Here is a 21,559-nt window from a genome sequence, read left to right as displayed (position 1 = left end):
TAGCTCTACCACTGAGCTACTGCGGAATATTGAAGACAATTTATATCTTATAAAAACTTCTTTTCAAAGTCAAGCAGTTCTTAACAATATTTTGCAAGAAAGTGACGTGCTTATAATATACTAAACTTGTATTTAACTGTCAAGATTTTTAAAGACTTCTAATTCACCTCTACATTTACCACATACATAACGCTTCGTATCCACTTTACGCCTTCTTTCATATTGAAACTGACAGTTCTTACATTTATATATATATCGTTTCCCCTCTTTTTTCTCTTCCTTAATTCTTTTACAAAATCTCGGTGCACCTACTTGTTTTAACAACACTCGAAAGTCTTTATCTCTATGCCTATAGCCCTTACCCATAATATGTAGGTGGTAATGGCAAAGTTCATGTTTAACCACTTCAATAAGCTCCGTTTCACCATAAGCTTTATAATAATGATAATTCAGCTCTATGTTATGGCTCTTCAACAAATACCGTCCACCCGTAGTACGTAATCGTTTATTGAATATCGCTTTATGTAAAAAAGGTCTCCTAAAATACTCGGTGGACACTTTCTCTACTAACATTTGTACATCTATTTCCTTCATTAATAATCTCTCCTACTTAAAATAAACTCACACTTCTTTTCCGTCCATTGCATACATTAAGTAGTACATATACCCATCCTCAGTTATAAAAGGAGGGATCATTATGCCTGCATGGCTTCAAAAACAAATGATGCGTGCATACTATGAAAAAAATCGTTATCAAATCAAATTACTAAATGAATGCTGGTTCTTTTATAAGAAAAAGCGTCAAAACGCTTAAACAAATGAAGGGAGCAGTATTACCCTACTCCCTTTTCTTATCCAATTAGGCGATTGGTAACATCGATAATGCAACGCGTCCTTTTTTCATATCCACATCGTCTACCCACACTTTTACAATCTTTCCGACAGCTACAACGTCTAACGGGTGTTTTACAAATTGCTTACTCATTTTTGAAATATGCACTAAACCGTCTTGTTTCACACCAATATCAACGAACGCTCCAAAATCAACAACATTTCGAACTGTACCTTCTAGTTCCATTCCACGCTGCAAATCTTCTAATTTTAGAATACCCTTCTTTAAAAGAGGCTTCGGTAATTCGTCGCGTAAATCTCGCTCCGGGCGAATTAATGCATCAATGATATCGCGCAAGGTTGGCTCTCCAATACTCGTTTGAATAGATAGCTCAGCTATTCCCACTTCCTCTAAACGCTCTTGTAAGCGAGGGGTTCCTAAATCATCTAATGATAATCCTAAGCTTTTTAATAACAGTTGCACATTTTTATACTGCTCTGGATGGATACTCGTTCGATCAAGTGGATTTTCCCCTTCCAATATACGCAAAAAACCGATGCACTGTTCATATGTTTTCGCACCTAATCGCGGTATATCTTTTAATTCCGTACGCTTTATAAACTTCCCATTCTCTTCACGTTTCTTTACAATGTTTTTTGCAACAGTTTTTGATAAGCCTGAAACGTACTGCAACAATGACACAGAAGCTGTATTCACGTTTACCCCCACTTGGTTTACAGCTGTTTCCACAACAAATGTTAACGATTCGTTTAACCTTTTTTGAGAAACATCATGCTGATATTGCCCGACACCAACTGATTTCGGATCTATTTTCACTAGTTCTGCAAGAGGGTCTTGCAAGCGTCTTCCGATTGAAACAGCACTTCTTTCTTCTACTTGTAGATTTGGAAACTCTTCACGCGCTAAATCCGAAGCTGAATATACACTTGCCCCCGCTTCATTGACAATAATATAGAAGATATCCGTTTTTACTACTTGCAACACATCTACAACAAACTCTTCTGTTTCACGAGAAGCGGTACCATTTCCAATTGCAATCACTTCTACTCCGTACTTCTCTATAATAGATAATACCTTCTCTTTCGCTGCCTCATATTTTTTAACAGGCGGATGCGGATATACAACATCAATATGAAGTACTTTCCCTGTATCATCAACAGCAGCTAACTTACAACCTGTCCGATATGCTGGGTCCACTGCCAATACAACTTTCCCTTTCATCGGTGGTTGTAACAATAAATTTCGTAAGTTCTCTGAGAAAATATGTATCGCTTGCTCTTCTGCTACCTCCGTCAATTCTTTACGGATTTCTCTTTCAATAGACGGCTGAATTAATCGTTTATAACCATCTTCAATTGCTTCCTGTACATATTTTGTAGCAGGGGTGTTAAAGTTAGAAATCACTTTTTTATTTAAGAACTGTATAATAGCCTCTATCTCAGGGATAACAGTTATTTTTAAAATTTCTTCTTTTTCTCCGCGGTTCATTGCCAACACACGATGCGGAACAACTTTTAACAACGGCTCTTCATAGCTATAATACATCTCATATACATTCTTCTCATCCTTCTCTTCATCTTTCACTTGAGAAGAGATGATTCCTTTTCTCATCGTTGCTTCTCGAATCCAGCTACGATAAGACGCTGTATCAGACACTTGCTCGGCAATAATATCTTTTGCCCCCTGCAACGCTTCTTCAGCAGATTGTACTTCTTTATCCGCATTTATAAACTGCTGTGCATATTTTATAGGATCTTCATTTTTAAATAAAAGAAGCCATTCTGCTAGTGGTTCTAATCCTTTATCTTTTGCAACCGTTGCTTTTGTTCTTCGTTTTTCTTTATATGGTCTATATAAGTCTTCTACTTCTTGCAACTTTGTAGCCGATATAATGTGATGCCTTAACTCATCTGTTAACTTTCCTTTTTCTCCAATAAGGCGAAGTACTTCTTCTTTTCTATTTTCTAATTGCATCACATATTGCCATCTTTCTAAAATGGCACGAATTTGCACTTCATCTAACGAATTCGTTAACTCTTTTCTATATCTTGCAATAAACGGAACTGTGTTTCCCTCTTCTGTTAATTGAATAACATTACGTACTTGCTTTTCTAATAAGTTCAATTCTTTTGCTAACGTCTTAATTAATAGTTGCGTATTATGTACCATTTCCATGCCAACAAAATCCTCCTTATTCAGCAATATACTTAAAGGCATTACCGAATTTTTTATAAAGTAAATCTTCTATCAGTGTGCTTTACGCTCCACCTATATCACTCCGTATTTCTCAATTTTTGAGATGGGAGTTTTACAGTCCAGCCCGTTAATGCGGGATAAAAAAAAGTTGCCCCGTAAAAGAGCAACTTCTATGCTGAACTAAAATTCTATCAGTCCTAAACTAATTTGCAGAGCTTCATCTACACGACTCATCATCATTTCATCTAAATGAGTGATTTTGTCCGTTAAGCGCTGCTTATCAATCGTTCGAATCTGTTCGAGCAAGATAACAGAATCTCTTTCAAATCCGTACTTTTTCGCATCAATTTCCACATGCGTGGGTAATTTCGCCTTTTGAATCTGTGCAGTGATCGCCGCTACAATTACAGTTGGACTAAAACGATTCCCGATGTCATTTTGAATGACAAGAACCGGACGAACGCCTCCTTGCTCAGAACCAACAACTGGGGAAAGGTCTGCAAAATACACGTCGCCGCGTTTTACAATCAAGAGATTACCCCCCGCTAACTAAGCGTTCTACTGTATGAGCTGCTTCATACTCTGCTAAGAAAGCTTCCGATGCAATACCAAGATTAATTTTTCCCATTTCAATGTACCCACGTCGCATTGATTCATGCTGATAGCGCTTCTTCGTTTTATGTTGGCGCAATAGCAATTGTGTTGCCTGGCAAATCAGTTCATGGCGATTCTTATTCTCTTGTTTTCCAATCCCGTCCAATTCTGTTACCACTTGCTTTGGCAACCGGACAACGATTTCAGTAGTTACACTTGATTCGGACACAAAAATACACCTCCACCGTCAACTACACACACAAATATATATATGACACCTATTGTAATAATACCATTGTATGGAGCCTGTTGCAAAGACTTCCTCATTCCTTGCTTATGTTTTCCAATTGAAACATAAAACATTCACGATCCAATATTTTTATCCGTGCATCTAGGACAATTAACAGACTTTCGGATAACCTCCTCAGTTATACGATATGCACTGCTCATTCTTACATATTCACATTTTTTATAATTATAATAAACTCTCATATGCAGCAAAAAGTTATTTATAACTCACTCATATAATTCTCCACTTCCACTACTTTTTCACCTCTTACATAAAGACGTGGAACACGAAAATGAATTCCTGCTACAACTTCATAATGTATTGTATTCATATGTGAAGCTACTTCAGAAGCGGAAATACAACTATCTTTTTGCTCTCCTATAAAAGTTACCCTCGTACCAATCGGCATTTTATATGGAAGACGAATCATGAGTTGATCCATTGTAATTCTTCCTACAATCGGGACACGAATACCTTCTACCAATACTGTAAAGCCTTCCATCCCCCGAAACCAACCATCTGCATACCCAACAGGAACAGTAGCAATCCATTCAACTTCCGGTGCTCGGTACGTAATATCATAGCTAATTGCCGCTCCCTTTTCTACTAACTTTACATGAGCAATCTTTGTATGAAAAGAAAGAGCTGGTTCTAACTTCACCGGTAGAAACGGCTCCATTTGTACTGATGGTGATAATCCGTACATCGCAATCCCTATGCGTACAGCATCAAGCGCAATACCTCGAAAATGTAATGTTGCCGCACTATTGGCTGCATGAATAAAATTCGGTTCCACTCCAAATCCCTTCATCCAACTCAACTGCTCTACAAATGTATAATATTGCTTATAAAAATAATCTGTTTGGAATTCATCTGCCGTTGCAAAATGCATATATACGCCTTCCATTTTAAAATAAGGAGCACTTTTGAAACTTTGCAGAACCTCCCATAACTCACCCTTCTTCCTTATCCCAATTCTCCCCATCCCACTATCAAACTTTAAATGAAAATAAAGAGGAACAGAAGACATCCAAATCTTTTTTGCTCTCTCTACCCATTCTTTTTGAAAAATCGTTAAAGAAATTTCATTTTCAGCAGCAATATTCACATCTTCAGGCCTTGTAGGACTCATAACTAAAATCGGAACCCCAATCCCGGCTCTGCGAAGGAGAAGTGCTTCATCTAAGAGAGCGACAGCCAACCTTGTAGCTCCTGCTTCTAATGCCACTTTTGAAACTTGAATCGCTCCATGACCATATGCATTTCCTTTTATAACAGCGATAAATTCAACATTCTCTGGTATCAACTTTTTTATACGAATGATATTGTTATAAATCGCATCTAAGTTCACTTCCACCCAAGTATCACGATAAAAAGGAGCAAAGTTCATCACAACACTTCCTTCAACCACAATAGAACACTATTACTGTTATATTCATTTCTTTTATAATCTATCCCTTAAAATGAAAAAGAGCGTGGTGCTCTTTTTTCACCACGCTTTACCATTCTACTTCTCTTGCTTTTCAGTTACGGAGCGAGCTACCATTAATAACTCTTCCGCTTCTAGACCTTTTGAAACCATCATGTAATCTACACCATTATGAGACCACATAAGAGAATCTTCAGTTAACGCACCAATTGTAAATCCTAAATCTACTGGTTCACCACTTACACCTATTGCTGTAGTTGCCGGTGTAACTTTCGCTTTTTCTTGTATTAACGTAAAAGACTTTTTGTCTCCTTCATATGTCAAAATAGCTCGCTTACCATTAGCTATTTTAAATTCTTGCTCATCCTTCAATGTCATTCCTTGCGGTGTATCTTGCGGATACAAAATAGCGAATGGCTTTTCTTCTTTTGCTGCTACTTGTACGTCCACCTGTGCTCTAGACATATTTTTTTGCGTATCAAATGCTCCTTTATCAAACTTTGCATCGAATTTCACTTTTGAGAAATTCACTTCCACTAGAACATTTTGATCATTATCCATCAACTGTACAGAAACCGGTGTTAAGTCTCTTTTATTTAATGTAATCTTCTGTTTCGGGAGCATATTTTGATGGTGATAGTTTGTTTTCGTTTCAAACACATAATGTTTATTTGTTTTTTTGAACACATGACTTTTATCTTTCAATATGTCTTTTACAAGAGATTGATACAAGTACGCTTGACTACTATTTTGCGGCCAGTCACTTTGAAAGCGGAAACTTTTATTCAAAGCTGGCGTCAGAACAAAGACCCCTTCATCATTTCGTAAAATAATTTGACTTTGATCTTTTTTCGCATTTTTTAAATTTACACGATAGTAATTAGGTTCCTTATACCAAACTTCCACATCATATTCCTGTGGCTCATTGCCTGTTTTGATAGACAATTTTGCTTCCGCTTCATAACTCTTTATACTTTTTACTTTCTCATCTAAATCACGAACAACATCCTCTGGTTTCTTCTCTGCACAGCCGACTAGTAAGAAAACGGTCAACAAACCGGCGATGAACAAAAATAAGCGCCTTTTCATCCTCTCAGCTCCTTCACCTCAAATAAGTAAGTAGAAGATTTCTCTTCCTTAACGCTAATCCAATATATGAGACAAAGAGCTGAAATATGCAGACTAGCTTGACGGGCTTTCTAAAACTACTTGTGCAACTGCAAATTGATCACTATGACTAATTGATAAATGTATGCAATTCTGTGTATTAGCAATTAAAACCGGCTTTCCTCTCTCATCATTTAATATTTCAATATCCAAAAAGCTCACTTCTTTCCCAATTCCTGTTCCAACAGCTTTTGAATATGCTTCTTTTGCTGCAAATCTTCCTCCTACAAATTCAACAAGACGCTTACCTTTCAGCTGGCTAGCAACTTCACGTTCCTTCTCTGTTAAAATACGTTCCATAAACTTTAGTTTTCCATCTAACATCTTTTGAATTCTATTTAGCTCAATAATATCGATCCCTATGCCAACAATCATTTTCATTCGTTCCTTCCTTCTACTTTACCTCTTTCTTTCATATTGTAAGAATAACAGACAACTTGTACGATGGAAAAGGTGTGAGCATATGAACATTTCATTCAAATATCCAACTTCTTTTTTCCCACCAGTAACAACCTTTCTACTCACCATACAACTTATATTATTTTTATTAACAAACCTAATTTTTTCAAAAACCGTTTCTTGTCATATATGCATTATGAATGGAGAATGGTGGCGCCTCCTTACTTCAATCTTTACACATAAAGATTGGCACCATTTCTTATCTAACTGCTTCTGCTTATATTTACTTGGAATACAACTCGAAAAACAAATAGGCCGCCTTCGTTTTACGACCATCTTCTTTTTTACTGGTTTTTTCGGAAATATCGCCTCTTACTTCTTATTACCTATACATTATGTACATAGTGGTGCTTCCGGAGCGATTTTCGGTCTATTCGGTACACAATTATACACCTTCTACATGCAATATGAACTCACTCATAAAAAAGCAGTCTTGTTCTTTTTTTTCATTCTGTTCGTGTTACTTAGCTTCACCTTTATTAATCCGAGCGCTAATCCAATTAGTCACCTTTTCGGATTATTAACAGGTGGACTTTTAGGAGTAACACTTACAAAAAAGCAGTGAAGAACAAGTTCTCCACTGCTTTTTCTTATTTTACATAAAAACTAGCACCATCTACAATCTCTACTTGCTTACTCTCTTTCAGCTGGCTCATAAGCCGAAAGAGGGCACCATCTTTTCTCTTCGCCTCAATCATACAATCTATTTGCGGCACACTTCCTTTTACACTTTGCAAAAACGAAAGAAAGGTTCCTGCATCAATAAAATCAGCATGCGCACGTAGATCCTTTTCATTCCGCGGGCTAGAAATATGCATTTTCAACGGTAGAGGAGAGTTTTCCCACGTACCTACAACACGCTCCCAATGTTCTTCCCACTTCTCCCCCTCATCATTTACAATGTGATGGTGAAGATCAAACACAACGGGAATTGCTAATTTTTCTCCTAAATACAACGTCTCTCCTACAGAGAAGGTTATATCATCATTCTCTAGCATAATCATTTCTTGTATATTCACCGGAACATAGGACCAATTTTCAATAAATTGCTCTAATGCTTTTTCTTTATTTTTATAAGCCCCTCCTACATGCAAAACACACCGATGCTTGGGAGGGATCCCCATACCCTTTAGTAATTTCCTATGCATCTGCAGAGTCTTAACAGACTGCTTCAAAATATTACTCTTAGGAGAATTTAACACAACGAAATGATCAGGATGAAAATCGATACGCATCTTCTCTTGCTTCGCATACTCTCCTAGTTTTTTCAAATTACCTTTAAGTGGAGAGATATAGTTCCAATCTAATAACTCCTCATGATTTGCTAATGGGATTAATTTTGAACTAAGACGAAAAAAAGTAATATCATGCGCACGGTTATGCTTTAATAACCGCAAACAGTTTTCTAAATTCGAATTTGCGATGCGCTCTAGTTTTCGCATCCCCGCCTCTCGATCTTTTATACGCTGAAACTGCGCAAACGTCATCGTTTGGGATGGAGACGCATTTTTCAAGTAGACACTCATCGCTACATAGCCAAGTCTTACTAACATACTCCTCCCTCTTTCTTTACTTAGTTATTACGTAGTATGTCTCATTTGAACACAAAAAAAGACAGCCTTTATAAAAAGACTGTCTTTTTTCATATAAATTAACGAGGTTGCTGTTGTTTACGGCTATCGTTATTGCCTTTTCTTTCACCGCGACCTTTGTTGAAAGATCCTTGACGACCTTCACCTTTGCGTCCACGGTTGCCATCGCGATCACGTCCATCGCGATCACGTCCATCACGTCCACGTCCGTCACGGTTACGACCGTCACGTCCACGTCCATCACGATTACGGTTGCCATCACGAGATCCTCTTCCACCGTTACCACCACGGCCTCTAGAACGATCTTTTGATACAACAGGTGGCTCTGATGTTAAAGAAATAGGAGTTGTATCCGGCTCTTTTGTCATCATTTTCAGCGCTGCTGCTACAACTGTCACAGAATCGTTTTCTTCTAACATTTCTTCTGCAATACGCTTGTAGTAAGATAAGTTCTCGCTTTCAATCGTACTTTGCATTTTTTCTGCGATTAAACGTTGTTGACCTTCTAACGCCTCATCTAATGTCGGTGCGTTCATGCGATCCATTTTACGATTCGTTGTACGCTCGATGTTTTTTAACTGACCAGATTCACGTGGTGTTACAAATAACATTGCAATACCTTTTTTACCAGCACGGCCTGTACGACCAATGCGGTGAACGTAAGATTCTGGATCTTGTGGAATATCGAAGTTGTATACGTGTGTTACGCCTGAAATATCAAGACCACGTGCCGCAACGTCTGTTGCAACAAGAACTTCGATAGAACCTTCTTTAAATTTACGTAATACAGACATACGCTTCGCTTGTGTTAAGTCACCATGAATACCTTCTGCTGCATAACCACGTAAGTTCAATGCTTCTGATAATTCATCAACACGACGCTTCGTACGACCGAATACGATCGCAAGCTCTGGGGATTGAATATCTAATAAGCGCGTTAATACGTCAAACTTCTTCTTCTCTTGCACTTCTAAATAGAACTGCTGAATGTTTGGCATTGTTACTTCTTTCGCCTTCACTTTAATGTGTTGTGGCTCAGTCATAAAGCGCTCAGCAATACGACGGATTGGATCTGGCATTGTTGCTGAGAATAATAGCGTTTGATGTGTTTCTGGCACATCTGTTAAAATTGCTTCAATGTCTTCAATGAAGCCCATGTTTAACATTTCATCCGCTTCGTCAAGAACAACCGTTTCTACGTTTTGTAAACGAAGTGTTTTACGGTTAATGTGATCTAAAATACGTCCTGGCGTACCAACAATAATGTGTGGACGTTTTTTCAATGCACGAATTTGACGGTTAATATCTTGACCACCGTAAATAGGTAAAATACGTACACGCTTATGCTTACCAATTTTGTAAAGCTCTTCACCTACTTGAATTGCTAATTCACGAGTTGGTGCAATTACGATTCCTTGTACTAACTCTTTGCTCGTATCTACTTTATCTAATAATGGTAATCCAAATGCTGCTGTTTTTCCTGTACCTGTTTGTGCTTGCCCAATAATATCTTTACCTTGTAATGCGTGAGGGATCGTTTCAGCTTGAATTGGCGTTGCTTCTTCAAAGCCCATGCTCTCAACAGATTGCAGTAAAGACTCGCTTAATCCTAATTCTCGAAATGTTGTCAATGTTACTTCTCCTTTTCTATCCTATACTTATCATCTAAAAAAAGGCATTTTCCGGATTTCGGAAAAGCCCTTTTCCTGAATGTTTTTCGTATATAAACGGGCGTATATTCTTCATGAAAATACTTCTAAACGTTATTACACTTTATCAATTATAAGTTTTGTAGGGGTAAAAAGCAAACCCCAACTGTTTCCTTACTGCATCATTGTAATAACTTCTTCTAGTTTCATTCCACGCGATGCCTTCACTAATACGACATCTTTTACATCCACAATCTTTTTTAAATCTTTTACAAGTTCTTCTTTATTCTGATAGGCTTTTACACATTCACTAGAAAATTGTCCTTTTGCACCATCTGCAATATGTTTACCTAATGTCCCATATGTAAATACATATGAAATATGATTTGGATCAATCGCTTTTCCAATTTCATAATGGAACTTCTCTTCTTCGTCCCCAAGTTCTAACATATCACCAAGAATAACTACTTTCTTTCGGAACCCATCTAGCCCATTCATTAAATGAAGAGCCGCTTCCATCGCTGTTGGACTTGCATTATACGCATCATTGATGAGTGTTAATCCTTCACCCGTCTTTACAATTTCCATACGCATACCTGTCATTTTTAGTTGCAGTAAGCCTTGCTTCATGTTATCCCAAGTTACACCAAAGAACTTCGCAACTGCCATGGAAGCTAATGCGTTATATACATTATGTTTCCCAAGAACGGGAAGATAAAATACAGTATTCTCTTGGTAGTTCATCTCAAAATGCGTACCAGTCGCTTCTAATGTAACAGAAGTTGGGTAATAATCATTTATCTTCCCATCTCCAAACGTAACTGTTTTTGCAGCAAGGTTCATGCTTGGTACTTTCGTTGTTAACAGTGGCTCATCTCCGTTATAAACAAATAAACCATCCGCCTGCAATCCCGCTACAATTTCTAGCTTTGCATCTGCAATTGCATCGCGAGAACCAAGATCCATAAGATGCGCTTCACCAATGTTAGTGATAATAGCAGCATTTGGACGAGCAATCTTAGATAACAATTCAATCTCACCAAGTCCAGACATTCCCATTTCCAATACAACAATTTCTGTATCTTCTTCTACTTTTAAAATTGTAAGTGGAAGACCGATATGGTTATTAAAATTCCCCTCTGTTTTTTGTACTTTAAATGTCGTTTCTAAGAGGCTCATCACAATATCTTTTGTAGACGTTTTACCGTTACTCCCCGTCACACCAACAATTTTTGCCTGTAATTGGTCACGATAACTTTTCGCTAACGTTTGTAGCGCTTCTAACGTATCTTCTACAAAAATAACTGGCAATTCACTTGGAGGGTTTGGTACATCTTTCTTCCAAAGAGTTGCTACCGCACCATTTTCCATTGCTTTTCGGGCGAAAGAATGGCCGTCAAAACGTTCGCCTTGAATCGGAGTGTATAAATTACCATGCTCAATTGTTCTCGTATCGATCGCCACACCTTTTACAACTACATCTTTCCATTTTTCTAACAAACCAGTCCCGCCGACCATTTGTTCAATTTGTTTTAACGTTCTTTGAATCATAAGAAACACTCCTTACATGGAAGAAACACTATTCCTTTGAATAGTGTTTCCCTCCTTTTTATTAAATCGTGTATTTAATTTTTTGTTTTTCTTCATGGCGCTCAATTGCTAAGTGAACCAATTCTTCAATCAACCCTGGGTAAGATAAACCAGTATGTTGCCATAATAATGGGAACATACTAAATGGCGTAAATCCAGGCATTGTATTTACTTCATTAATATACACTTCTCCATCTTTTGTTAAGAAGAAGTCCGCTCTCGTTAAACCAGCGCTATCTAAAGACTGGAATGCACGAATCGCATCACTCTTAATATTTTCATACTCATCTTCTGTAACTTCAGCTGGAATAATAAGCGCTGTATCACCATCGATGTATTTCGACTTGTAATCGTAAAATTCTTTTTTCGGCACAATTTCTCCAACGACAGAACATTTGGGCTCATCGTTACCTAATACACCAATTTCTACTTCACGACCAACAATATTTTCTTCAACAATAATTTTACGGTCAAATTGGAATGCCTCTTCAAAGGCACTTTCTAATTCTTCACGATCTTTACACTTGTTGATTCCAACACTTGAACCAAGGTTAGCTGGCTTTACAAAGCAAGGATAACCTAATTTTTCTTCCACTTGTTCATATGCTGAAGTGCGATCTTTCTCCCATACACTGCGAATGAAAGAAGCATATTTCGCTTGCTTTAAACCTGCTTCTGCGAAGATATTTTTCATTACAACTTTATCCATACCTGCTGCAGATGCTAACACACCATTTCCAACATAAGGAATATTCATTAATTCTAACATTCCTTGTACCGTTCCATCTTCACCATTTGGACCATGTAGTAACGGGAAAATTACATCGATTGCATCTTCTTGGTTAGATGCAGTTGGAATAATTTCTGTACTTAACGAAACAGGAGAAATCGCATTTTCTTCTCCGTTCATTTTTAATGCTTCTACAGTTGCTACTTCGCCTTCAATACGCTCACCGCGCATCCATTGGCCTTGTTCTGTAATATAAATTGGATGAATCTCGAACTTCTCTTGATCTAACGCCTTAATAACAGCAAGAGCCGTTTGTAAAGAAACTTGATGCTCTGCTGATTTTCCACCATATAATAAACCTAATTTAATTTTCATAATGAAATCACCCTAATCGTTTGTTTTCATTCCTCTATTGTAGCACTTTTTACGAAAATAGGTAGTTCCTATTTAAAAATAAAAATGACATTGGATTGATATAGTTATGTACCTAAATCATATGAAGAAATAATCCTTTTTGTGTATGGTACCCTCAATTATGAAGATTCCTTTACAGCTGGTGGCTGTTCCTTTTTCTCTACAAGTCGGTCCAATGAAATATAGATAATTCCTGCTATTACACACCCCACCCCTAAAAAAGTGAATAACACATGACCAAGTAATTGTTCAAGTAATATCCCGCCTAAAATAGGGCCAATAGCATTTCCGGTAATCCACTGTAAACTAGCAGCTCCCATGTATGTCCCGCGTAAATGCTCTGGTGCTAAGTTTGCGATAAATGTCATTTGTACAGGTGACATAATCATTTCACCTAATGTATATATCGCGTATACAACGAGCAATGTAGCTAGAATAGTCGTTCCATCTATCCCTAATTCACCAAACCACTTCGGTAACCAACCAATTGCAAGTAATCCAAAGCCAAATAACCAAGCCCCATATAACATAACCCTGCCCACCGGCTTGTTAGTTGCCCATTTTGATATTGGAAATTGAAATAAAACAACAAGCAAACCATTTAAAGCCATTAAATACGGAAATGGATTATGACTTCCAAAGATGTGACGCATCTCATTATCAAAGTGCAGCGGCAACATTCCTTCCGTTTGAGAAAATCCCATTGAAATGACAATCCCCGCTAATATGTAGATGAGTAAAATTTTATCTTGCAACAACACTTTCCATACACTTTGTTTGACAGATTGTTCTTCTTTTTCACTCTTCACCGCATCTTTTGGCATCGTTTCTTGAATAAAAAATATAACAAGAAGTGTGTATAACAGCATAGTAGAAGACGCAGCAATGAAAATAATATTTTTTGAAACAATTACAACTGATGCGCCTAGAAGCGGACCAACTGCTGCGCCAATATTATGTCCCATCCGTAATAAACCATATGCCTCTGTTCGTTTCTCCGGTTCAGTTACATCCGCTACCATCGCCGAAGCCGCCGGATGAAATAAAGAATTACTTAATCCTAAAAGAATAGACAAAATAGCATATGAAATGAAACCATCAATAAATAAAAAACCAAGCAACAAAATGGCATTGGTTCCCATCGAAAATATCATAATAGGTTTTCTTCCGTATGTATCAGCAATCCTTCCTCCAATTAAAGAACCAAAACTAGCTGCAAGAGGAGAAAGTGCCATAATAATCCCTACTTGTAGTAGTGAATCCACTTTGTCCTTTAAATATAGAGCAAAAAATGGCATTAACATCATCATTGCAATGCCGTTCAATGTTTCGCCAATAAACCGTATCCACACGTTACGATCCATGCCTTTTAAATCTTTCCATATCCCTTTCACGTGTATCCTTCCTCCTTATCCCCTCCATAATCATATTATATTATCTCAATAATGTAAATTTTCTGAACTAATTAAATAAAAATAGGTACGCTCGAAATGAGCATACCTATTTTTGCACTGTATATGTTCCTTCTTCTAACCAACTATACATATATTGATCATCTTCCATTTCATGCGCTTGTTTTACAACGCGTAAAGGACGGAATGTATCAATCATAACAGCAAGTTCAATCGTTTCTTTTTTCCCGATACTTGCTTCTGTTTTCCCTGGGTGTGGCCCATGCGGAATGCCACTTGGGTGCAGTGTGATGGAACCTTCTTCCACACCTTTTCGGCTCATAAAGTTCCCTTCTACATAGTAAAGAACTTCATCACTGTTTACATTACTATGATAATAAGGAGCTGGAATTGCATCCGGATGATAATCATATAAACGTGGTACAAATGAACAAATAACAAAGTTGTGCCCTTCAAACGTTTGATGCACCGGAGGTGGCTGGTGGATACGTCCCGTAATCGGTTCAAAGTCCTCTACATTAAATACCCAAGGATATAAATAGCCATCCCAACCAACAACATCCAACGGATGGTGTCCCATTACATGATTGTGCATGTAACCTCTAGACTTTGTTAAAACAATAAATTCACCTTTTTCATCGTATGTTTCTAATTCTTCTGGCCCACGAATATCTCTTTCACAAAATGGACTATGTTCTAATAACTGCCCATACTCATTACGATAACGACGTGGCGTTGTAATTTGACTATTTGCTTCTACAACAAGGAATTTCGTCTCACCTTCGTTTGGAATAACACGATAAATTGTGCCAATCGGAATTGTTACATAATCCCCTTTTCGATAATGAATGGAACCAAACATCGTTTCAATCTTTCCTGATCCATAATGGACAAACAACATTTCATCCCCATCACCATTACGATAAAAATAATCCATTTTCTCCGTTACGTTGGCCGTCCCGATTAACAAATCTTCATTCCCTAAGATGAAGTTCCGACTTTTTATAGCATCCCCCGTTTTCTTATACTTTTTTGTACGGAAATGACGGTGGGCTAACGCTACTTCTTCTTCATACTGCAGCTGACAAGAATTATCCAGCTTTGTCTTAGCAACTTCTGTTGGCATATAATGATGATACAAAATAGATTGCGTGCCAGAAAAGCCTTTCGTACCCATTACTTGTTCACGATAAAGCAAACCATCTTCCTTGCGAAATTGTACATGTCGCTTACGAGGAAGCTCCCCCATGTGACGATAATACATGCTCATCCCCCCGCTTTCTTTTGATTTCTTACTGTATTACGCAACTTCCCAAGCCCCGTAATACTCAGTTCAACTACATCTCCATCTCGAAGCCATTTCTCTGTCCCAAGCTCTAGAATACAACCACTTCCAACTGTGCCAGAACCAATGACATCTCCTGGATACAACGTTACATCTTGAGACGCTCTTTCAATCATTTCTGCAAATGTATAGTAAATATCTTGGAAATTGCCTTTCGACCAGATTTCTCCATTAATCGAAGCCGTCATTTCTAAGCTATGACGTTTCCCCACACGATAGGCCTGTAATTCCTCTTTCGTTACAATATATGGTCCAATTGAAGTTGCAAAGTCTTTTCCTTTCGCAGGGCCAAGCCCAACTTTCATCTCTTCTGCTTGTAAATCACGTGCACTCCAATCGTTTAAAATACAATAACCGAAAATATAATCTTCCGCTTGCTCATGTGAAATATTTTTTCCTTCTTTTCCAATTACACAAGCGATTTCCAGCTCATAGTCTAACTTTTGAGTCGCTTTTGGCTTTATTACATCTTGTTCCGGCCCTACTATTGCACGGTGATTTGTAAAATAAAAAACCGGAATATCATACCATTCGGGCACAACATCCAGCCCACGGCGCCCTCTAGCTGTTTTTACATGCTCTTCAAATGCATAAAAGTCACGAACACTTCCAGGGTTCGGTAGTGGTGCACATAACGTAACTTCTTGCAAAGGATATACTCCGTTTTGTGAAATCTTCATCGTACGGATTACATCCATATACTCATCTGCTTTCTCTAAAAAAGAAAGCATCGTAGATGGCAATGCACCATTACTTACAATGTTCATATCAATGACACGATTATCCTCAAGCCACCCTGCTCTCATTTCTGATGAAGAATGTTGAAATGTAATAAACTTCATTATTTGTTCTCCTCACATAAAAAAATGAAGTGAATTTTGCCTGCACATATAAGGAGGGTTTCCCCTCCTTATTCCCTTACAGGTTACCGCGAAGTGCTTGTTCTCTTTCAATGGATTCAAATAGTGCTTTAAAGTTTCCTTCTCCAAATCCTTTCGAACCTTTACGCTGAATGATTTCAATAAATAAAGTCGGACGATCTACAATTGGTTTCGTAAAGATTTGTAGTAAATAGCCTTCATCGTCACGGTCTACAAGGATTTTTAGTTCTTTTAACTTTTCTACTTCCTCATCAATCTTGCCAACACGTGCTGTTAACTCTTCATAATACGTATCTGGTGTGTCTAAAAACTCTACACCATTTGCACGTAATGCCGTTATCGTTTTTACAATATCATTTGTTAACAAAGCTAAATGTTGGACACCTGCGCCGTTATAAAACTCTAAGTACTCTTGAATTTGTGATTTACGCTTTCCTTCTGCTGGTTCATTGATTGGAAATTTAATACGACTTCCATTTGTCATTACTTTTGACATAAGCGCCGAGTACTCTGTGCTAATATCATCATCATCAAAATGAATCATTTGCTTAAAGCCCATAACATTTTCGTAATAGCTAACCCATTCTTCCATCTGTTCCACGTTTCCTACAACATGGTCAACTGCAATTAATCCTGTCTCATCACTTGGGACAGTAAAGTTTGCCTCTTTATAACCTGGCATAAATACACCTTTATAATTTTTACGCTCAACAAGTGTATGAATTGTATCACCATAAGTACCAATAATTGCTGTTTTTAATGTACCTTGCTCATCAGATAATTCTTTTGGCGGTGCAATAGCCACTGCCCCACGCTTTACAGCCTCTCCATATGCCTTTTCAACATCATCTACAAGCAAAGCGACATCTTTTACACCATCACCATGCTTCTTTACAAATTCTGCGACTTTCGTATCAGCATTTAACGTTCCAGAAATAACAAAACGCATATTTTTTTGCGAGAGTACATAAGAAACCTTTTCACGATTACCCGTTTCTAACCCCGAATACGCAACAATTTTAAACCCGAAAGCTCTTGCAAAGTAGTAACTTGCTTGTTTGGCATTGCCGACATAAAACTCTACATGATCTACATCTCGTACTGGGAAAAAATCTTCCATTTGTGCTGCTACTGCATCCATCGATTTTTGTTTCATAACTTTTTCATCCCCCTGTAAATATAATCTCAAAGTCTTATAGTCTAGCTTCTAGGAAACGCTTTCAGTATACATAAAAAAATAAGCTAGCAAGCTAACTATTTTCTGACATTCTAAATTTTCTATCTTTTCTGTCAAAATCCTCTTTTTTCTTCATTATATTATTCGACTTTTTTCTATACAAAAAGACCCCCTTGAAAAGGAGGTTCTTTTGAGTCCGGACTATTCTATATAAAAGAGCAATACAGCTCTGTTCATATTATAAAAAGAATTATACTAAAACATTTGAAAGAAATACGATAAAGGCCGTTAACACCGTTGCCGCTCCTGCCGATCCTACGAAATCCATTTTTGTTAAGTGTAACATTTCTTTGTTTTCCATTTTACGCATCTCCTTTATCTTTTCTTAATTGTTTTATATGATTCTTTATTACACTAAAGCGCTAGAAAGAAATACAATAAGTGCTGTTAATACTGCTGCGCCTCCTGCTGATCCTACAAATTCTGCTTTTGTTAGTTGTAACATTTCCTTTTTTTCCATTTGTGCTCTCTCCTTATTTAAAATGACTTATTATACTAAAACACTAGAAAGAATTACGATTAATGCCGTTAATACTGCTGCGCCTCCCGCTGATCCAATGAAATCCATTTTCGTTAATTGTAATACTTCTTTGTTTTCCATTTGTTTCATCCACCTTTTCTTAAATATGTATCTATTATTTAAATTTATATGTAATTAATAAGAAATCTTAAATTCATAGTTTTGAAGTTAGCGTTACATTTAATTTGTTTGTGTAACGTTTGTAACATTAATGTAACATAAGGTTTTTATTTATGCAATAGTTCTTCTCTATTTATTACAATTTTTTTTCATAGAAATGAAAAGCTATTTTTATCACTCAATCTCCTATAGCTTGCTATTTAAGGGATTATCCCATTTCTATGAAGGTTCTAACACATAAAAAATCTTTTATATTTCGTGTAACATTACTGTAATAAATTCAACACAACGCGTAATATACATGTTATTTAGAAGAAAATATCTCTCCCGGTTTTTCAATTTGTATATATATAGTATGATGAAAGGGAAGGAGCTGATCGATTTGAAGTTAATCGCACTTGATATGGATGGCACATTACTGTCCTCCGATCTAAAAATTTCCAAAGAGAACTTAGAAGCAATTAAAGATGCACAGGAAGCTGGACATACCATAATGATTTGTTCAGGCCGAGCAAAAGAAGACGCTTTAAACCTACTAGGAGAGTTCAATCTTTCTCTTCCAATTGGTTCTAGTAATGGTGCTATTGTATATGCTGATGGACAAGTCATTAATGCTCGTTATTTAAAAAAAGAAAAAGTATATGAAGTTGCTAAAAAAATAGAATCTATTGGATTCCCATATAAACTGTATACAAATGAAGGTGTATACGCTCCGCATAATTGGAAAGAACAAGTAATGAAATCTTATCAACTAAATAAGCATACGTTAGATGTTTCAGTAGATGAGTTCGAACGAATTACAGCGAAACAAGAACGTTCTAATTTAATTACTTATTTCAAAGATATTGAAGAGATGATGACAAATACGGATTTGCATGTATCAAAATTTTTCATTTTAACATTCCATAAAGAACAACGTAAGCAATTGTTACAATTACTACAACAAGATACAGAAGTTATGGTAACAGCTTCGGCATCAACCAATTTAGAAGTAATGGACCAGTATGGTCATAAAGAAAACGGATTACGCGAAATGGCTCATTATTTTAACATTCCAATGGAAAATACTGTTGCGATTGGTGATAACTTTAATGATGTACCAATGCTAAAAGCTGCTGGATTGTCTATAGCAATGGGGAATGCAGAAGAAGAAGTGAAACAATTGTGTAATGTAGTCACGACTACAAACGATGAACATGGTGTGGCTCACGCAATCTATCAATATGTGTTACAAGAAACAAAACAAAAATAAGAATCCGCTTTGCGGATTCTTATTTTCTTACAATCTATTATTTAGAAAAATATTGCTGAACACCTTCAAATACAGATTGCGCTAACACATTTTGATACGAATCAGAAACTAATTTCATTCTTTCACTTGGATTTGAAACGAAACCTGTTTCTACTAAAATAGGAGGAGCGTTATTGTCGCCTTTTAATACGCGAAGATTATCACGATCCTTCAATTTTCTATTTGTTGCACCTGTATTCTTAATTAAAGCACTTTGTACAGAGTTAGCTAAACTACGTGCTTCCTTTGCCTTTGGATGCTTTGAATAATATAATGTTTCAATACCATGTGCAGCTGTTGAAGAAGCAGCATTCGCATGTACGCTCACAAAGATATCTGCATTATTTTTATTTGAAATATTAACACGATCATTTAGTGAAGGATAAATGTCTGTTGTTCTTGTCATAACAACTTTTAAACCACCTTGTTCTAGTAAACTCTTTAACTTTAAGCTTACAGATAAGGCGATTGTCTTTTCCATAACACCACCGTAATATGCCCCAGAATCATGTGCGCCATGACCTGGATCGACAACTACTGTTTTTGCAAATACTGTTGATTTTTCAACCCAAACACCATTTGCTTCAAAATAGTATTTAATTCCATCTATTTCTATCCAACCTGTTTGCATCACACCACTATCATTCAGATAGTACCAATTTGCACCGTCATACATCCATCCTGTTTGCATTGCACCGCTATAATTCAAGTAGTACCAGTTCGCACCATCATACAACCAGCCTGTTTGCACTACACCGCTATGATTCAAGTAGTACCAGTTTCCATCTTTATTGAACCAGCCAACTTGTACAGTACCATCATCTTTTAAATAGTACCATTTTTCATTGTCATATAACCAACCCTTCTGCATCACACCGCTATGATTCAAGTAATACCATTTTTCATTGTCATACAACCATCCTGTTTGCATCACACCGCTATGATTCAAGTAGTACCAGTTTGCACCGTCATACATCCAACCTGTTTGCATTGCACCGCTATAATCCAAGTAGTACCAGTTTGCACCGTCATACATCCAACCTGTTTGCATTGCACCGCTATAATCCAAGTAGTACCAGTTTCCATCTTTATTGAACCAACCAACTTGTACAGTGCCATCATCTTTTAAATAGTACCACTTTTCACTTTCATACAACCAACCTGTCTTCTTTGCCCCATCTTCTTCAAAGTAGTACCATACATTGTCTTCTTTTACCCATCCAACCTGTAACTGAAGAACTTCTGCTGGCTCAACTTCTGCTGGTTGCGTTGAATCTACAATTTCTGGTGTAACTACTTCTGATTGTTCTTTTGGAACATCCTCTAAAGATTCAGAAATTTTCCCTTCTTGATTTAAAGGAGCTTCCTTCGTTTGTTCTTGTACTTCTCCCTTCTCAGAAGGAGATTGTTCATTCATTTGTTCTTGCGTTTCTTCCTTCTCTAAAGAAGGTTGTTCACTCATTTTTCCTTGTACTTCTTCCTTCTCAGAAGACGATTGCTCATTTACAAGTCCTTCTTGTTCTACAGGCAAATCGTTGCCGTGTGTTTCAGCTAAAGCTTGAACCGGGCTTAATAAATAGCTAAGCGTCAACACCGCTGCTGTAGTCTTTTTCAACATGCTCATCTCACCTTACTTCCTTTTACTAGAAATATAATCCAATACACACAGATATAATTGTAACAAGATAGAGTGAAAATACAATACATAACATACAAAAAATTACATAAATTAGGCGATTTGTGTTGTTTTATGTAATTTTTATTCTTCCTTGCCGCTTTCACTATTTCTCG

Annotated in this window: 21 protein-coding genes and 1 pseudogene; 3 read left to right on the top strand and 19 right to left on the bottom strand. The window is 37.0% G+C overall.

Translation table 11 applies throughout. From position 1 onward, the window contains the following. Nucleotides 1–132: 132 nt before the first annotated feature. Nucleotides 133–594, bottom strand: a complete 462-nt coding sequence (locus BAMA_RS18140) for a SprT family protein (RefSeq protein WP_034642006.1) — start codon at nucleotides 592–594, stop codon at nucleotides 133–135. A 103-nt stretch (nucleotides 595–697) separates the two neighbouring features. On the opposite strand from BAMA_RS18140, the gene cmpA reads away from it, so the two are divergent. Then, nucleotides 698–814, top strand: coding sequence for a cortex morphogenetic protein CmpA (gene cmpA, locus BAMA_RS24165; protein WP_019779237.1), 117 nt, complete (start codon nucleotides 698–700; stop codon nucleotides 812–814). Nucleotides 815–859: 45 nt separating this feature from the next. On the opposite strand, the gene BAMA_RS18135 is transcribed toward cmpA, so the two are convergent. The 6 genes from BAMA_RS18135 to acpS form a co-directional block, all read right to left on the bottom strand. Next, nucleotides 860–3,028, bottom strand: coding sequence for a Tex family protein (locus BAMA_RS18135; RefSeq protein WP_034642003.1), 2,169 nt, complete (start codon nucleotides 3,026–3,028; stop codon nucleotides 860–862). Nucleotides 3,029–3,229: 201 nt separating this feature from the next. Then, nucleotides 3,230–3,580 (bottom strand): type II toxin-antitoxin system endoribonuclease NdoA, encoded by a 351-nt coding sequence (ndoA, locus tag BAMA_RS18130; protein WP_034642002.1) that lies wholly within the window; start codon nucleotides 3,578–3,580, stop codon nucleotides 3,230–3,232. Between the two features lie 4 nt (nucleotides 3,581–3,584). Next, nucleotides 3,585–3,872 carry an antitoxin EndoAI gene (locus tag BAMA_RS18125; RefSeq protein ID WP_000004571.1) on the bottom strand — a complete coding sequence of 96 codons (288 nt, stop codon included), beginning with the start codon at nucleotides 3,870–3,872 and terminating at the stop codon, nucleotides 3,585–3,587. Nucleotides 3,873–4,152: 280 nt separating this feature from the next. Next, entirely contained in the window at nucleotides 4,153–5,322 is a 1,170-nt protein-coding gene (gene alr, locus BAMA_RS18120; RefSeq protein ID WP_034641989.1) for an alanine racemase, read from the bottom strand. A 117-nt stretch (nucleotides 5,323–5,439) separates the two neighbouring features. Next, nucleotides 5,440–6,450 (bottom strand): LolA family protein, encoded by a 1,011-nt coding sequence (locus BAMA_RS18115; RefSeq protein WP_034641987.1) that lies wholly within the window; start codon nucleotides 6,448–6,450, stop codon nucleotides 5,440–5,442. Nucleotides 6,451–6,543: 93 nt separating this feature from the next. Continuing rightward, the gene (gene acpS / locus BAMA_RS18110; protein ID WP_034642023.1) at nucleotides 6,544–6,903 is read right to left on the bottom strand and encodes a holo-ACP synthase; all 360 of its coding nucleotides are present in this window, start codon (nucleotides 6,901–6,903) and stop codon (nucleotides 6,544–6,546) included. Nucleotides 6,904–6,991: 88 nt separating this feature from the next. Here acpS and BAMA_RS18105 point away from each other — a divergent pair, with 88 nt between their 5' ends. Then, nucleotides 6,992–7,552 carry a rhomboid family intramembrane serine protease gene (locus BAMA_RS18105; RefSeq protein ID WP_051759014.1) on the top strand — a complete coding sequence of 187 codons (561 nt, stop codon included), beginning with the start codon at nucleotides 6,992–6,994 and terminating at the stop codon, nucleotides 7,550–7,552. A gap of 25 nt (nucleotides 7,553–7,577) precedes the next feature. On the opposite strand, the gene uvsE is transcribed toward BAMA_RS18105, so the two are convergent. The 11 genes and pseudogenes from uvsE to BAMA_RS18050 all read right to left on the bottom strand — a co-directional run bounded on the left by uvsE (nucleotide 7,578) and on the right by BAMA_RS18050 (nucleotide 18,438). Next, nucleotides 7,578–8,540, bottom strand: coding sequence for a UV DNA damage repair endonuclease UvsE (gene uvsE, locus BAMA_RS18100; RefSeq protein WP_034641985.1), 963 nt, complete (start codon nucleotides 8,538–8,540; stop codon nucleotides 7,578–7,580). Nucleotides 8,541–8,638: 98 nt separating this feature from the next. Beyond that, nucleotides 8,639–10,210 carry a degradosome RNA helicase CshA gene (gene cshA, locus BAMA_RS18095; protein ID WP_034641983.1) on the bottom strand — a complete coding sequence of 524 codons (1,572 nt, stop codon included), beginning with the start codon at nucleotides 10,208–10,210 and terminating at the stop codon, nucleotides 8,639–8,641. A gap of 192 nt (nucleotides 10,211–10,402) precedes the next feature. Continuing rightward, the gene (locus BAMA_RS18090) at nucleotides 10,403–11,779 is read right to left on the bottom strand and encodes a UDP-N-acetylmuramoyl-tripeptide--D-alanyl-D-alanine ligase (protein ID WP_034641982.1); all 1,377 of its coding nucleotides are present in this window, start codon (nucleotides 11,777–11,779) and stop codon (nucleotides 10,403–10,405) included. A 61-nt stretch (nucleotides 11,780–11,840) separates the two neighbouring features. Continuing rightward, on the bottom strand, nucleotides 11,841–12,926 hold the full coding sequence (locus tag BAMA_RS18085) for a D-alanine--D-alanine ligase (protein ID WP_034641980.1): 1,086 nt from the start codon (nucleotides 12,924–12,926) through the stop codon (nucleotides 11,841–11,843). A 155-nt stretch (nucleotides 12,927–13,081) separates the two neighbouring features. Next, complete coding sequence (locus tag BAMA_RS18080; protein ID WP_034641978.1) at nucleotides 13,082–14,356, bottom strand: MDR family MFS transporter; 1,275 nt, start codon at nucleotides 14,354–14,356, stop codon at nucleotides 13,082–13,084. Nucleotides 14,357–14,462: 106 nt separating this feature from the next. Further along, nucleotides 14,463–15,638 (bottom strand): homogentisate 1,2-dioxygenase, encoded by a 1,176-nt coding sequence (locus BAMA_RS18075; RefSeq protein ID WP_034641976.1) that lies wholly within the window; start codon nucleotides 15,636–15,638, stop codon nucleotides 14,463–14,465. After that, nucleotides 15,604–16,561 (bottom strand): annotated as a pseudogene (locus BAMA_RS18070) (fumarylacetoacetate hydrolase family protein). The gene BAMA_RS18075 and the pseudogene BAMA_RS18070 overlap by 35 nt, the downstream one beginning before the upstream one ends. 76 nt (nucleotides 16,562–16,637) lie before the next feature. Then, nucleotides 16,638–17,756 carry a 4-hydroxyphenylpyruvate dioxygenase gene (gene hppD, locus BAMA_RS18065; RefSeq protein ID WP_034641974.1) on the bottom strand — a complete coding sequence of 373 codons (1,119 nt, stop codon included), beginning with the start codon at nucleotides 17,754–17,756 and terminating at the stop codon, nucleotides 16,638–16,640. A gap of 271 nt (nucleotides 17,757–18,027) precedes the next feature. Beyond that, on the bottom strand, nucleotides 18,028–18,138 hold the full coding sequence (locus tag BAMA_RS18060; RefSeq protein WP_415782925.1) for a DUF3948 family protein: 111 nt from the start codon (nucleotides 18,136–18,138) through the stop codon (nucleotides 18,028–18,030). Between the two features lie 48 nt (nucleotides 18,139–18,186). After that, nucleotides 18,187–18,297: a DUF3948 family protein gene (locus tag BAMA_RS18055; RefSeq protein WP_034641972.1), complete on the bottom strand. Its 111-nt coding sequence runs from the start codon at nucleotides 18,295–18,297 to the stop codon at nucleotides 18,187–18,189. A 30-nt stretch (nucleotides 18,298–18,327) separates the two neighbouring features. Then, a complete protein-coding gene (locus BAMA_RS18050; protein ID WP_034641969.1) occupies nucleotides 18,328–18,438 on the bottom strand; it encodes a DUF3948 family protein in 111 nt (36 codons plus the stop codon). A 421-nt stretch (nucleotides 18,439–18,859) separates the two neighbouring features. Here BAMA_RS18050 and BAMA_RS18045 point away from each other — a divergent pair, with 421 nt between their 5' ends. Beyond that, nucleotides 18,860–19,729: a Cof-type HAD-IIB family hydrolase gene (locus BAMA_RS18045; RefSeq protein WP_034641967.1), complete on the top strand. Its 870-nt coding sequence runs from the start codon at nucleotides 18,860–18,862 to the stop codon at nucleotides 19,727–19,729. A gap of 37 nt (nucleotides 19,730–19,766) precedes the next feature. Here the strand turns inward: BAMA_RS18045 and BAMA_RS24160 are convergent, their stop codons facing one another. After that, nucleotides 19,767–21,386 (bottom strand): N-acetylmuramoyl-L-alanine amidase, encoded by a 1,620-nt coding sequence (locus tag BAMA_RS24160; RefSeq protein WP_034641965.1) that lies wholly within the window; start codon nucleotides 21,384–21,386, stop codon nucleotides 19,767–19,769. Nucleotides 21,387–21,559: the final 173 nt, after the last annotated feature.

The organism is Bacillus manliponensis, assembly GCF_000712595.1.
Lineage (GTDB): Bacteria > Bacillota > Bacilli > Bacillales > Bacillaceae_G > Bacillus_A > Bacillus_A manliponensis.
Note: the sequence above shows the minus strand (reverse complement) of the source record. Positions and strands in the feature narration are given on the sequence as shown.